The organism is Nonomuraea antimicrobica (assembly GCF_039536965.1).
GTDB classification, from domain to species: Bacteria; Actinomycetota; Actinomycetes; order Streptosporangiales; family Streptosporangiaceae; genus Nonomuraea; species Nonomuraea antimicrobica.
In genome coordinates, this window is sequence record NZ_BAAAZP010000224.1 from 1 (window position 1) to 12,805 (window position 12,805).

Annotated in this window: 14 protein-coding genes; 9 read left to right on the forward strand and 5 right to left on the reverse strand. The window is 68.8% G+C overall.

What is annotated here, in order from left to right; all coding sequences use genetic code 11:
• Positions 1-46: 46 nt before the first annotated feature.
• From ABD844_RS47530 to ABD844_RS47545, 4 genes are read right to left on the reverse strand one after another with little or no spacing between them, the layout of a single operon-like run.
• On the reverse strand, positions 47-1,039 hold the full coding sequence (locus ABD844_RS47530) for an amidohydrolase family protein (RefSeq protein WP_344894807.1): 993 nt from the start codon (positions 1,037-1,039) through the stop codon (positions 47-49).
• Positions 1,040-1,089: 50 nt separating this feature from the next.
• Positions 1,090-1,959: an ABC transporter permease gene (locus ABD844_RS47535; RefSeq protein WP_344894810.1), complete on the reverse strand. Its 870-nt coding sequence runs from the start codon at positions 1,957-1,959 to the stop codon at positions 1,090-1,092.
• Positions 1,956-2,795, reverse strand: a complete 840-nt coding sequence (locus ABD844_RS47540) for an ABC transporter ATP-binding protein (protein ID WP_344894812.1) — start codon at positions 2,793-2,795, stop codon at positions 1,956-1,958. The genes ABD844_RS47535 and ABD844_RS47540 overlap by 4 nt, the downstream gene beginning before the upstream one ends.
• A complete protein-coding gene (locus ABD844_RS47545; protein ID WP_344894815.1) occupies positions 2,792-3,733 on the reverse strand; it encodes an ABC transporter substrate-binding protein in 942 nt (313 codons plus the stop codon). The genes ABD844_RS47540 and ABD844_RS47545 overlap by 4 nt, the downstream gene beginning before the upstream one ends.
• A 768-nt stretch (positions 3,734-4,501) precedes the next feature.
• Here ABD844_RS47545 and ABD844_RS47550 point away from each other — a divergent pair.
• From ABD844_RS47550 to ABD844_RS47580, 7 genes are all read left to right on the forward strand, one after another.
• Positions 4,502-5,488, forward strand: coding sequence for an ABC transporter substrate-binding protein (locus tag ABD844_RS47550; RefSeq protein ID WP_344894818.1), 987 nt, complete (start codon positions 4,502-4,504; stop codon positions 5,486-5,488).
• A gap of 68 nt (positions 5,489-5,556) precedes the next feature.
• The gene (locus tag ABD844_RS47555; RefSeq protein WP_344894820.1) at positions 5,557-6,801 is read left to right on the forward strand and encodes a CaiB/BaiF CoA transferase family protein; all 1,245 of its coding nucleotides are present in this window, start codon (positions 5,557-5,559) and stop codon (positions 6,799-6,801) included.
• Between the two features lie 34 nt (positions 6,802-6,835).
• Positions 6,836-7,816 (forward strand): HpcH/HpaI aldolase/citrate lyase family protein, encoded by a 981-nt coding sequence (locus ABD844_RS47560; RefSeq protein ID WP_344894823.1) that lies wholly within the window; start codon positions 6,836-6,838, stop codon positions 7,814-7,816.
• Positions 7,800-8,636: an ABC transporter permease gene (locus tag ABD844_RS47565; RefSeq protein WP_344894826.1), complete on the forward strand. Its 837-nt coding sequence runs from the start codon at positions 7,800-7,802 to the stop codon at positions 8,634-8,636. The genes ABD844_RS47560 and ABD844_RS47565 overlap by 17 nt, the downstream gene beginning before the upstream one ends.
• On the forward strand, positions 8,612-9,412 hold the full coding sequence (locus tag ABD844_RS47570; RefSeq protein ID WP_344894828.1) for an ABC transporter permease: 801 nt from the start codon (positions 8,612-8,614) through the stop codon (positions 9,410-9,412). Before ABD844_RS47565 ends, ABD844_RS47570 begins: the two co-directional genes overlap by 25 nt.
• A gap of 14 nt (positions 9,413-9,426) precedes the next feature.
• Complete coding sequence (locus ABD844_RS47575) at positions 9,427-10,257, forward strand: ABC transporter ATP-binding protein (RefSeq protein WP_344894831.1); 831 nt, start codon at positions 9,427-9,429, stop codon at positions 10,255-10,257.
• 67 nt (positions 10,258-10,324) lie between these two features.
• A complete protein-coding gene (locus ABD844_RS47580) occupies positions 10,325-10,855 on the forward strand; it encodes a cupin domain-containing protein (RefSeq protein WP_344894834.1) in 531 nt (176 codons plus the stop codon).
• Positions 10,856-10,946: 91 nt separating this feature from the next.
• On the opposite strand, the gene ABD844_RS47585 is transcribed toward ABD844_RS47580, so the two are convergent.
• Positions 10,947-11,375 carry a VOC family protein gene (locus ABD844_RS47585; RefSeq protein WP_344894837.1) on the reverse strand — a complete coding sequence of 143 codons (429 nt, stop codon included), beginning with the start codon at positions 11,373-11,375 and terminating at the stop codon, positions 10,947-10,949.
• A gap of 215 nt (positions 11,376-11,590) precedes the next feature.
• Between ABD844_RS47585 and ABD844_RS47590 the strand changes: the two genes are divergently transcribed.
• Both ABD844_RS47590 and ABD844_RS47595 read left to right on the forward strand, forming a co-directional pair.
• The gene (locus ABD844_RS47590; protein WP_344894843.1) at positions 11,591-12,253 is read left to right on the forward strand and encodes a GntR family transcriptional regulator; all 663 of its coding nucleotides are present in this window, start codon (positions 11,591-11,593) and stop codon (positions 12,251-12,253) included.
• 70 nt (positions 12,254-12,323) lie between these two features.
• On the forward strand, positions 12,324-12,752 hold the full coding sequence (locus tag ABD844_RS47595; protein ID WP_344894846.1) for a GlcG/HbpS family heme-binding protein: 429 nt from the start codon (positions 12,324-12,326) through the stop codon (positions 12,750-12,752).
• Positions 12,753-12,805: the final 53 nt, after the last annotated feature.

A 12,805-nucleotide genomic window follows, 5' to 3' on the forward strand; every position in this document is an offset into this window, starting at 1 on the left:
CCACGGGCGGCCCACGCTGACGGCGTGAGCCTGCCGATGGAGGGCGTCATCCTGCGGGCGTGGCGGTGGCGTCGAGGCCCAGCAGGCGTCCGGCGGTCGCGCTGAGCAGGTCCTCCGACAGGCCCGCCCGTGCGATGCGGTCGTAGAGCTCCGGGTCGCCCATCGCGTACGGGTCGTCGCTGCCGATGACCAGATGGTCGGCGCCCAACACGGCGACGGCCAGCTCCAGCGCCCGGTCGTCGTGCACGATGGTGTCGGCGTAGATCTGGTCGAGGTAGGCGTCGGGCGACCGGGTGATCCGGCCGACGCCCAGCGCCTCGGCCCCGTGCACCCAGCGTCCGATCAGGAACGGCAGGGCCCCGCCCCCGTGGACCAGGCAGACGCGCAGCTCCGGCAGGCGTTCCAGTACACCGCCGAAGATGAGCTGCGCCACGGCGACCGTCGTGTCGACCGGGTTGCCTACCAGGTTCGCCAGCCGGTGACGGGCCAACCGCTCGTCGCCGAGGCGCTCGTTGGGGTGCAGGACGAGCGGCAGGCCGAGTTCGCTCACCCTGGTGAAGAAGGGAAACAGCTCGTCGGAGTCGAACTGGAACCGGGCCAGGTTCGTCCCGAGCAGCACCGCGCGGGCGTCGAGACGCCGCGCCGCGTACGTGACCTCCTCGACCGCCGCGTCCGGATCCTGCAGTGGCACGGTGCAACTGGGCAGGAAGCGGCCCGCGGAATGGCGGGCGAGGTCGGAGACCGTCTCGTTGAACAGCCGGGCCGAGGCCCGGCCCGCCGGAGCCGGCAGGGCGTAGTCGGCCAGCGGGGTGGGCGGCAGCAGGAGCTGGCTGTCCACCCCGCCGGCCCGCAGGGCGTCCGTGCGTGACCCGGCGTCGCGCAGGTCGGGCGGGACCGGCCAGCGCGCGACGTCCGACGACTCGACCCAGACCGAGCCGTCGGGGTCGTCCACCACCCGCGGCCACGTTCCCGGCCCGGCCCGGCGGTAGGTGTCGAGCCACTCCTCCGGGACGAGGTGCCCGTGGACGTCGATGCGCATGTGCGGTTCCCAGATGATCGGGGCAGCGTCGGGAGCTGCCGGTCTGTGGGTCATGGCCTGGTCGGACGGTCCCGCTGCCAGAAGAGGACCCGTCGCCGGACGAGCACGACCAGCCCGTGGAAGAGGACGCTGACGATGCACAGTTGGAGGATGATGGCGAACGCCTGGGAGAGGTTCAGCGACTCCTGTGCGACGACGATGAGGTAGCCCAGCCCGTCGCTGCCGCCGGTGAACTCGCCGACGACCACGCCCGTGACCGTCAGGACGATCCCCGTCTCCAGGCCCGCGAAGATGTACGGGAGCGCCATGGACATCCGTACCTTGCGGAACGCCTGGACCCTTGTCGCCCGGTAGGCGCTCATCAACCGTTCGAGCTGGTGGCCGGTCGCGCCCATCCCGGCCACGGTGCCGATCAGGATGGGGAACGTGCCGCTCGCGATTCCCATGGCCACCTTCGAGCCCATGTCGAAGCCGAACCACACCAGGAAGATCGGCGCGAAGGCGACCCCCGGCGCGGCGTTGAACGCCACGACGTACGGCATCGCGTACCGTCTGACCCACCTGAACTCGCTGATGAGGGCTCCGACACCGACTCCCAGAGCCGTGGACGCGGCGAAGGCGACCACGACCTCCTGGATCGTGGTGACGAAGTGGCCGAGCACGTACCCGCCGGTCGCGATGCTGTGCAGGGCGGCGCCGAACTCGGCGGCGATCTGCACCGGGGTGGGCATGATGCTCTCCGGGAGCAGGCCCACCTCGACCAGGAGCTGCCAGACCACCAGCACTCCGGCCAGGACCGCGAGGTGGCCGAGCCCGCCCGGCAGGCCGGACAGGAGCCGGGCCGCAGGCCCGCTTCTTCCGCGGGCTCCGCCCGCCGTGCCGGACGCGGCCCCGGTCCGCGGATTCTGGATGCCGGTCATCGCTGCTCCTCCTCCCACACCGTGGTCAGCGCGTCGCGAACGCGACGAACCTCCGCCGCGAACGCCTCAGAACCGATGAGATCCCGTGACCGGGCCCGGGGGAGCCGCATCGTCAGGTCGGCCACCACCTTTCCCGGCCGAGGGGTCATGACGAGGATCCGGTCGGCCAGGAAGACGGCCTCGAAGATGTTGTGGGTGACGAACAGCACCGTCAGCGCGCGTTCGTCCTTGATCCGCAGCAGTTCGAGGTGCATCTGCTCGCGGGTGAACTCATCGAGCGCGCTGAACGGCTCGTCCATCAGCAGCACCGGGCTGTGCAGGAGGAGAGCGCGGGCGATGGCGACGCGCTGCTGCATTCCGCCGGAGAGCTCGTCGGGCAGGCGGTCGGTGAAGTCTCCGAGTCCCACCAGCCGCAGCAGTTCGCGGGCGTCCGCCTCGATCGCCCGGTCGGGCCGCCGGGGCGCCTTGGGGCCGAGTTCAGCGGGGAGGAGGACGTTCTCCAGCGCGGTCCGCCATGGCAACAGAACCGGATTCTGGAACACCATGCCGGGCGCGGTCGGCGCGTCCGCCACCGGCACCCCGCCCACCAGGACCGAGCCCTGTGTGGGGGAGGTGAGACCGGCGATGACGTCGAGCAGGGTGGTCTTGCCGCAGCCGCTCGGCCCGAGCAGGGTGACGAACTCCCCGGAGGCGATCGACGTGGTGACCTCGTCCAGCGCCAGGACCGGCGCACTGGAGTGGGCGACGTAGGTCTTGGCGACGCGATCGATCAGCACCGTCCCGCCCTGCTCCCGGCCCTGGTCCCGGCTCTGGCCCTGGTCGGTGGTCGCGTTCACGAGCGGTCGTTCCCGCGCGCGGCGGCCGTCACGGCCGCCACGTCGAAGTTCCAGATGTCGTCCAGGAGGTCGTTGGTCACGATCGAGTCGGGGGAGAGCGCCTGGTCGATGACCCCCGCCTCGGTGAGGCCGGTGATCATCGTCTGCCAGACCGCTGGATCGGTGCGCAGCCGGGCGTCGAAGAGCGGTCTGTTGATGGCGTTGGACGCCTTGAGCAGGGCGAGGGTGCCCGCACGGTCCTGCACCTGCTCGGGTACGGCTTCCGCCAGGATGTCGATGGTCGCCTCGGGGTTCTCGTGCTCCCAGATCATCGCCTTGGCGATGGCGCGGCCGTACCGGACGGCCAGGTCCCTGCGCGTCTCGAGGGTTTCCGTGCTGGCGGCGATGCCGCTGTTGTAGAACTCCTTGGTGTCGCCGATCTCGATCTCCCGGACCTGCACACCGGAGCGCACGATCGCGTCCTGGTCGACGTAACTTCCCATGTAGGCGTCGACCCGGTCGCTCTGCAGCGCCACGCCGGCGGTGGCCCGGCCCCCCACGGCGAGCGTCTTGTACTGGTCGCGCTTGATGCCTTCGCTGTTCAGCATGACGGCCAGGTTGTCCTCGTCGCCCCCGGCCTCGTTGATCCCGATGGTCTTGCCGACGAGGTCGCGCGCCGTCTGGACGGGCGAGTCCGCCGCCACCATGACGCGGAAGACGAACTTCGACTCCGGAGCGAAGATCTTGATGACGTCCTCGCCCTTGTCCGCGCGGAACGGGATCAGACGGGACTGGTTCACTCCGCCGAAGTCCAGATCGCCGAGCATGAGCGCGTTCTCGACAGCTCCGCCGGACAGGTTCGACACGATCTCGACATCGAGGTTCTCCTCCTTGTAGTACCCGAGCTCCTCGGCGAGCCAGACGTGCGCCCAGAGCGCCGACGGAGAGACCGGAGCCACTCGGATCCTGTCGCCCGACGATTCCGCCGCGCCGCCGGAGCCACAGGCGGCAACCAGCGCGAGGACTGCTCCACAGATCAACAGCCTGGCCCCGGCCACGCGCCGACGGCGGGTTCGCGAGCGGGAGCGGGGGTGGGAAAGACGCATCGGTCGGCCTCCTAAGGCATGGTCGGCACCGGACGGTGCCGCAGTGCGACCCGATGACACGGGCGCCGGCGTCGGGGGCGCAGGTCGTGGTTCCGCACGGAACGGAGCGCCCACCTGTTGAGTTCGACCGCCGCGGTTGTCACCGACGATGCCGGCCGGCTTGATGAGTAGTTGGTTAACCGTTGACCGTCACCAAAGTAGTAGGGAGTATGGTCGACGTCACAGAAGCCGTCAAGGGTCTCGATCTCGGACGTGCCCGAATCCGTCCCCGCCCCAGGTCAACTCGATGAACGCGGCACACCGCTCCCGCTCGGAGCCGGAGATCGGGCTCGGGCGCGCGTGTGCGACGCCGGGCCATGGGTGGCGAGGTCGGGGGAGCGGCCGACCCTTGACAGCGCCGCGATTGTGCTGTCTGATGACGGTCAACGGTTAACCAAGAGACTACAAGGTTGAAACCGGGATGCAACGTCCGCAGGGGTGACAGTCGGCCCCCCTCGATCCTCGCCGGAGATTCAGCAGGTTGACGAACTATCGAGACTTCGCTCTCTTCTCGGGACCCGACTGAAGCAGGCGCGCCGATACGTACTGAAGCACGCGCGAACCGATACGTAGGAGATAGCAATGAGGCGCTCTGCGGTAGTGACCGGCCTCGCCGCGTCCATGGCACTGCTCCTGACGGCGTGCGGGATGGGAACGGGCACGACCTCCACCCCCAACTCCACGTCGAACAACGCGGGTACCACCCAACTGAGCGTGGGAACCTCGCCCGCCATCCTGAACGCCTCGCTGTACCACGGAGAGCAGAGCGGGATCTTCGCCAAGCACAACCTGAAGGTGACCCCGAAGGTCGTCGCGTCCGGCGCGGAGGCGATCCCGCTGCTGCTGAACGGCCAGATCCAGTTCGCCGCGTCCGACCCGGTCGCGGTGATCACCTCGCTCTCGAAGAACATCCCCCTGACCTTCGTCGCACCCGCCGGCGGCCCACAGGCCGACACGACGCAGGACTTCTCCGCCGTGCTGGCGGACCCGTCCATAAACAGCGCCGCCGACCTCAACGGCAAGACGGTCGCGGTCAACGCCATCGGCGGCATCCTCCAGGTCGCCGCGAAGGCGTCGATCGACCTCGCGGGCGGCGACTCCGGCTCGGTCAAGTTCGTGACGATGTCGATCTCGCAGATGGCGGCCGCGGTGAAGGGCGGCCAGGTGGACGCCGCCGTGGTCTCTGAGCCGTTCCTGGCGCTGGGCGTGGGTGACGGCCTCAAGAACCTGTTGCCGGTGGTGTCGAAGGCCGCTCCCAACGTGCCGACGGTCGTCTACGTGACGAGCAAGTCGTACGCCGACAGCAACCCCGAGGTCGTCAAGAACTTCGCCGCGGCGCTGCTCGCCTCGAACGCCGACCTCGACAAGGATCCGGCCAAGATTCGTTCCGTCGCGGTGGGGTCCACGCAGAGCACCCCCGAGGTCATGGCGAAGGTCAACCTGCCCGAGTTCATGACCGAGCCGTTGTCGCTGGACGCGCTCAACGAACTGCAGGATCTGATGATCAAGTACCAGGTCGTGTCCCAGGAGGTCGACCTGTCCACGCACCTCTACACACCTGGAAGCTGACGGCCCGCGGAGCCCTGACAACGGTTCATCCCGTCAGCGGCGAGCAGTACGAAGGGAAATAGGTCAACATGTCTTCCGGATTGCCCCTGGCCGGCATTCGGGTCCTGGAGTTCGGCACTTTCATCACCGGGCCGTACGCGGCCGGGATGCTCGGCGACATGGGCGCGGATGTCATCAAGGTGGAACGGCCGCCCGGCGGGGACCCGATGCGGTCCTGGGACGGCGCCGACTACAGCCCGTACTTCCAGGCGTACAACAAGAGCAAGCGGTCGTTGACCCTCGACCTGCGCAGCGCCCAGGGCCTGGAAGCCTGCCACCGGCTGGTGGAGAACGCCGACGTTCTCCTGCACAACTTCCGGCCAGGGGTCGCGGAGCGCGTCGGCATCGGCGCGGACGACATGCGCAGGCTGAACCCCGCCCTCGTCTACTGCCAGATCTCCGGATTCGGCGCGGAGGGGCCCTATTCGGGGCGGCCCAGCTACAACCAGGTGGTCCAGTCCATCAGCGGCCTGGACAGCCTCCTCATCGACAAGGCCAATCCCAGCCCGGTCGGGCCGAACTTCGCCGACACACTGACCGCGCTCTTCGCCTGTTACGGGATACTGAGCGCCCTGGTACGACGCGAACGCACCGGTGAGGGCTCGCTGGTCGACGCCACGATGCTCGGCTCCACGCTGGCGTTCCTGTCGGCCGATGTCCAGGACCATCTCGTGAACGGCACGATTCCCGGGCCGAAGTCACGGCCGCAGTTCTCGCAGTCCTACACCGTGGCCACCCGCGACGACCGCTTCCTGACCATCCACCTGTCCTCACCCCCCAAGTTCTGGAAGGGCCTGCTCCGCGTCATCCAGCGGGAGGACCTCGCCGAGGACCCCAGATTCGCCGAGTGGTCCGACCGGGTCGGGAACTACGACCTCCTCCAGGCCGAACTGGCCGCCGCGTTCGCGTCGAGGACCCGTGAAGAGTGGCTCGAACTGCTGGAGGCCGAGGACGTGCCGGCCGCGCCGGTGCTGGACATGTCAGAAGCGTTGAACGACCCGCAGACGAAGGTCATGGGGCTGGTGGCAGAGGTGGCGGCCGGTCGGCTGGGAGTCGCCTGCCCGATCTCCCTCGATCGGGAGCGGATCGTGGGGTCGGCGGCGCCGCGGATCGGCGAGCACACCGGCGAGATCCTGGCCGGACTGGGCTACAGCTCCGCGGACATCGAGCAGATGTCCGCATCGACCCGACCGACTCCGGCCCAACCGACCCCGGACCAACCGGCTTCGGCCGAGCCGACGTCGGAAGTGACTGCGAACCGGGCGACCGAGTGAGCCGTGCGGCCAATGTGCGAAGGAGCACCGTGAGATGAGATCGGGGCACTGGCGTAGCCTCCTGTTCTGCCCGGGGGACCGGCCCGATCGCATCGCGAAGGCCATCGCGGCGAAGCCCGGGGCCGTGATCGTGGACCTGGAGGACTCGGTCCATCCGTCCCACCGCGCGGAAGCGCGGCGGCAGGCGGTGGCGGCCTTGACGGCCGCGGACGATCCGGAGGTCACCAGGATCGTCCGCGTGAACGCGGCAGGCAGCGGCGAGATCTTCGACGATCTCGCCGCGGTGGTCGGGCCCTGGCTCGACGCCGTCATGTTGCCCAAGGCCGGCGGCCCGGACGAGGTCGGCGACCTCGACGGCCCCATGCGGGAGCTGGAACGGGCCGGCGGGATCGCCCCTGGATCGATCGGCATCGTGCCGGTGATCGAGGACTGCGCGGCCCTGCGCACGGTGTACGAGACGGCGGCCTCCTCCAGCCGGGTGATCGCGATGGCCTTCGCCGGCGCCGAGGAGGGCGACTTCATGGCGGACCTCGGCGGACGGTGGACACCCGAAGGAACGGCACTCCACTACGCCAAGAGCCGCTTCCTCTGCGAGGTGCGCGCGGCGGGCGACCTCCCCGCCCTCGACGGACCGAGCATGCATCTCGACGATCCGGCCATCTGGGAGAGCGAGTGCGCGCTGTCCAGGACGCTGGGCTTCGACGGGAAGGTGGCGATCCACCCACGCCAGCTCGACACGATTCATCGGGCGTTCACACCGTCCCCCGAGGAGGTCGACGAGGCCCGTCAACTGGTGGCGGCGCTCGACGCCGCCGCGGCGGACGGCGCCGGCGTGGCCAGGCACCGCGGGAAGATGATCGATTCGGCCAACGGGCGAGCGGCCCGACGGATCCTCAGCCGTGCGGGTGTGACGAGCGGCCCCGCGCGGACGTGGCAGTCCGAGGGCACAGACATAGGGAAATCGCAGCGTAATGGCACACGAAGCGGTGACGGACCGCGTGAGCTCGGCAACTGACCTGGCGAGGGCGCCCGCGCGGCGTGATCGGCGACGGGCGGCCCGCGCACCGGCCCGGCGGCGCCCCGCCGTGCTGGCGCTCAGGGCCGCCTTCGTGCTGGCCGCCCTCGCTGCGTGGCAGCTCGTCGTCGTGACCGGGGCGATCTCCGACGATGCCGTGGCCGCGCCGACGTCGGTCGCCCGCGAGCTTCCCGCCATCCTCTCGGACCTGGCCTTCTGGTCGGCGGCCTGGGACACGGTGCGCACCTGGGGCATCGGCCTGCTCGTGTCGATGGCGCTGGCGATCCCGATCGGACTCGTGCTCGGCAGCAGCGACCTGGCCTACCGGATGAGCCGTTTCACGATCGACTTCCTGCGGACCATCCCTCCCGTGGCGCTCATCCCGCTGGCGTTGCTGCTCTACGGGGCGACGTTGCAGATGGCCCTGCTGCTCGTCGTCTTCGGGTCGACCGGGCCGCTGCTCCTCCAGAGCATGTACGGCGCACAACAGGTCGATCCGCAGCTCCGTGACGTCGTACGCGGGTATCTGCTGCGCCGCCGGGACGTGGCGCTGCGACTGGTGCTGCCCACCGCGGCACCGTTCATCGCGACCGGCGTGCGGATCTCCGCGACGATGAGCCTGCTGCTCGCCGTCGGAGCCGAGTACATCGGCAGCGCCCCTGGCCTGGGAGCGACCATCAGGGTGTACGAGCAGACGAGCAACATCCCCCAGATGTACGCCTACATCGTGGTGTGCGCGGGACTCGGCGCTCTGCTGAACCTGACCATGATGAGACTGGAAAGAAGGATCATGGCATGGGCACCCAGCCACCGCTCATGAGGACCCGGCTGACCAGGCACGCTCGAAACCTCGCCCTGGAGCTGGTGCTTCCCCTGGTCCTGCTCGTGCTGTGGTGGTTCCTCAGCGCCCGCAGCACCTCGCCGTACTTTCCGCCGCTGGCCACGATCCTGTCGCAGTTCCAGCAGACCTGGCTGTTCGCCCATTTCCTGTCGGACGCGGTCCCCACCCTCCAGCACCTGGCGGTCGGATTCTGCGTGGCGGTCGTCGTCGGGGTGGCCGCCGGCATCGTCCTGGGCTCGCTGCCGCTGCTCGCCGAGGCCGCCGCGCCCGTGCTGGAGTTCGTGCGGTCCGTGCCCATCGCCGCCCTGCTGCCCGCCGGGCTGCTCCTCCTCGGCATCGGCCCGGCGTTCCAGATCGCGGTCATCGCCTTCAGCGCGACCTGGCCCATTCTGCTGAACACGCTGGACGGGGTGCGCGGGATCGACTCGACCGTGCTGGATTTCGCCCGGAGTTACCGCGTCCCGATGCTCGTACGGTTGTTCCGGATCACAATACCGGCGGCCGGTCCGAATATTATCGCGGGAATGCGGGTCGCCGTTTCGCTCGCCGTCAGCGTGGTCATCTTCAGCGAGCTGATCGGCGCCACCGACGGCATCGGCTATCAGATTCTGCAGGCTCAATTTTCCTTCGCGGTGGCCGATGTGTGGGCCGGAATAATCCTGCTCGGCATTCTCGGATATCTGATCAACATTGTCTTCCGTGGTTTCGAACTTCTCGCGCTACGACAGCACCGCAGCATGCGGAAGCCGTCGTGATAGGTGGTCAACAGATGCCGTCAACCCCCGCTGCGCCAGGCGTCCCGCCGGAGCAGCCCCCGCTCATCTCCGTACGCGGCCTCGTCAAGCGGTACGGGACGAAGGACACCGACCGGCTGGTCCTGGACGGCGTCGACCTGGACGTGCACAAGGGGCAACTCGTCTGCATCGTCGGCCCCTCCGGCGCGGGAAAGACGACGCTGCTGCGCTGCATGTCGGGGCTGCTGGCGCCGACCGCCGGCGAGACCGTGCTGGAGGGCGTCACCGTCACCGCACCGCCACCGGCGCTGGCACTCGTCTTCCAGGACTACAGCCGTTCCCTCATGCCGTGGATGTCGGTCAGGAAGAACGTCGAACTGCCGCTGCTCGGCAAGCAGATCTCGAAGAACGAACGGCGCCGGCGCGCGGACGAGGCGCTGGCCGCGGTCGGGCTCACGGGAAGCCGCGGCCAGTACCCGTGGCAGCTCTCTGGCGGCATGCAGCAGCGGGTCGCCATCGCGCGCGCACTGGCCTACCGCCCGCACGCGCTGATCATGGACGAGCCGTTCGCGTCGGTCGACGCGCAGACCCGGGCGGACCTGGAGGACCTGACGCTCCAGGTGCGCGAGATGTACGAGATGACGGTGATCCTCGTCACCCACGACATCGACGAAGCCGTGTACCTCGGGGACGAGGTGGTGGTGCTGTCGGGGTCGCCCACGCGTGTGCGCGAACGGATCACCATCGACCTGGGCCGGTCGCGTGACCAGCTCACCACGAAGTCCACGCCCGAGTTCGTCGCCCTGCGCGGTCAGGTGCTCCAACTGATCCGGCGTGACCGTTACGCCACGCGAACCGCGGACTAGCCACGAGCCGCGACTGCGTGTCGCCGTTTCACCGATCGAAATCGCGAGATGGAAAGGATGATGCCGCATGCCCGGGATCAATAGATACGTCATCGGCCTGAACAGTGAGGGCCGATCGGCGGTGCTCGGCTCCGAGATCACGAATTCCCAGGCCAAGGAGGGCTACTACTGGCGATCCACGTTGTGGGCGACCACCGCGTTCCCCCCGGACAACCTGACCGACGACGACGTCTCGGCCGACGTGATCACGCGCGAGCCCGGTCCTGGCGGGGTCATCTTCAGGGCCCTGGAGATCGCTCCCGACGACAAGGATCCGGACCGGCACCGGCAGGTCATGGCCGAGCTGCACCAGGCCGTGGAGCAGCAGGTGACGCCGTCGGAGGCGGATCTCGCCAGGCATCCCAACATGCACCGCACCGGCACGCTGGACTTCGCCACCTGTGTCAGGGGCGAGATCTACCTCATGACGGACGTCGACGAGGTCCTGCTGACCCCCGGTGACACCGTCGTCATCCGCGGCGCCAACCATGCCTGGAGCAACCGCTCCGACGAGCCGTGCCTGGTGGTCCTGACCATGGTGGACGCCCAGCCGAAGTAGGCCCTGCCTCCGTCGGCCCTGCTTCGCCGGGTCCCGGACCAGGCCCTGCTCGGCCCCGGCCCGGGACGCCCCGGCACCTGCTCGGTTCGCTCTACTCGACGAACTCGGTGTCGTCGTAACCCCTCACCGGCAAGGTGTAGAGACGCAGCCTCGTCCCGTCGGGCGAGGTGAAGTCGACGGCCTCGCCGATGCGGGCCTTCTTTATCCCTGAATGCCGGACCCCGCACTCGTCCAGGTGCGTGGCCCATCGTTCGAGCGCGGCGCGGTCGGTCACGCCGAATGTGACGGGCTCATATCCCGCGATCACCGGGGCCATTGTGGTCGATTCCCGGAGCTGTACCGGAAAAGCGAGACCGGGCATTCGCATGATGACCGCATATCGCCGGTTGTCCGCGTCGTGGTGGTCGAACTCCGGCTGGTACCTGGCGCCGAACACCGTGCTGAACCACGCCAGGCTCTCCGCCAGATCAGTGACCAGAAACTGGATGTGGTGTATTCCCGAGACTTCTGGTCCGTTCACGTGTCCCCTAGCCCTTCCGAGTCCCAGAGAATCAAGTCGACGGCGACGGTGACGGTGACATTCGCGTCACGCGGTGGTGTGGTGCGGGCGGCCGTGAGCGGCGCCGCGGTCTCTGAGTATACTGTTAACCGATACCGGTCATCAGATAACAGTGCTCGGCTCACTGTCAAGTGCTACTGTCACGACGGCGTACATCGAAACCGGAGGTGCGGCGCATGGAAGAACTTGGTCGTTCGGCATCCGACGAACTGGCCGATCGGCTCGCCGCCTCCATCATCAACGGCGAGTTGAAGCCCGGAGAGCGGCTGGTCGAGGCCGACCTCGCGGCACAGTTCGACGTCAGTCGCGGGCCCGTTCGCTCGGCACTGTCCACCCTGAGGCGGCTCGGCCTCGTCGAGCTTCCCTCGAAGCGGGGCATGGTCGTCGTCACCCTCACCCCGTCGGCCGTGCGTGATCTCTACGAGGTACGCATCGCGCTCGAACGGGCCGCGGTCGAGCGGCTGACCCGTACCCCGCACGTCGAGTGGTCCTCGTTGCGCGAGCGCCTCAAGGAGCTGGAAGACGCCGACCGCAGCGGCAGCAGCGTCAACGCCGCCCACTCGAGCCTCGGCTTCCACCGCAACCTGTGCGCGCTGGCCGGCAACGACCGGCTCCTGCGCGCGTGGGAGGCGCACTCCGCGCTGATCAAGCTGGCGATCCGGATGCGGCAGGCCGCGGAGGAGTCGACCGCGGTCGACCCGCGGCTGCACGATCACCGGGCCCTGCTGGACACGTTGATGTCCAAGGACCCGACGCCGGCGGTCGGGATGATGGTGTCGCATCTGGAAGAGATCAGAGACGATCTCGTGCGGATCCTCGAAGCCAGCGCCGAACGGTGAGGCGGGAAACCCGGTCGTCCCGGCCGTCGGATGTGCGGGAGTTTCGGAGGTGCGGGAGATGAGGCGCGACATGCTTCGGCTGGCAGAGGCGAGGATCATCGTCGACCATGCTCTTCGGCACGCGCGCGATCACGGCTTCCCGCCGATGACGGTCGCGGTGCTGGACGGAGGGGGGCAACTGATCGCCTTCGCCCGCGAAGACGAGTCGAGCCTGCTCCGCGAGAAGATCGCCCGCGCAAAGGCCATGAGCGCACTGAACATGGGCACCGGCACGCGCACGCTGGCCCAGCGCGCCGAGCACCATCCGCACTTCATCAACGCCATCACGACGCTCGCCGAGGGCGAGATCATCCCGGTTCCGGGCGGCGTCCTGGTCCGAGACCCGGAGTCCGGCAAGGTGATCGGCGCGGTCGGCGTGAGCGGTCACCGGCCGGACGAGGACGAAGCCTGCGCGGTGCACGGGATCCGCGCCGCCGAGCTGGCCGCCGACACCGGCTGACGGACCCGCCCCGGCATCGCCGGGCGCCTCACGGCGCACGGAAAGTTCCGCGA

Coding starts and splice junctions, on each gene's coding strand:
- ABD844_RS47590 (WP_344894843.1), top strand. CDS start 11,591: ATGGAAGAACTTGGTCGTTCGGCATCCGACGAACTGGCCGATCGGCTC.
- ABD844_RS47550 (WP_344894818.1), top strand. CDS start 4,502: ATGAGGCGCTCTGCGGTAGTGACCGGCCTCGCCGCGTCCATGGCACTG.
- ABD844_RS47555 (WP_344894820.1), top strand. CDS start 5,557: ATGTCTTCCGGATTGCCCCTGGCCGGCATTCGGGTCCTGGAGTTCGGC.
- ABD844_RS47575 (WP_344894831.1), top strand. CDS start 9,427: ATGCCGTCAACCCCCGCTGCGCCAGGCGTCCCGCCGGAGCAGCCCCCG.
- ABD844_RS47580 (WP_344894834.1), top strand. CDS start 10,325: ATGCCCGGGATCAATAGATACGTCATCGGCCTGAACAGTGAGGGCCGA.
- ABD844_RS47595 (WP_344894846.1), top strand. CDS start 12,324: ATGCTTCGGCTGGCAGAGGCGAGGATCATCGTCGACCATGCTCTTCGG.
- ABD844_RS47535 (WP_344894810.1), bottom strand. CDS start 1,959: ATGACCGGCATCCAGAATCCGCGGACCGGGGCCGCGTCCGGCACGGCG.
- ABD844_RS47530 (WP_344894807.1), bottom strand. CDS start 1,039: ATGCGCATCGACGTCCACGGGCACCTCGTCCCGGAGGAGTGGCTCGAC.
- ABD844_RS47570 (WP_344894828.1), top strand. CDS start 8,612: ATGGGCACCCAGCCACCGCTCATGAGGACCCGGCTGACCAGGCACGCT.
- ABD844_RS47560 (WP_344894823.1), top strand. CDS start 6,836: ATGAGATCGGGGCACTGGCGTAGCCTCCTGTTCTGCCCGGGGGACCGG.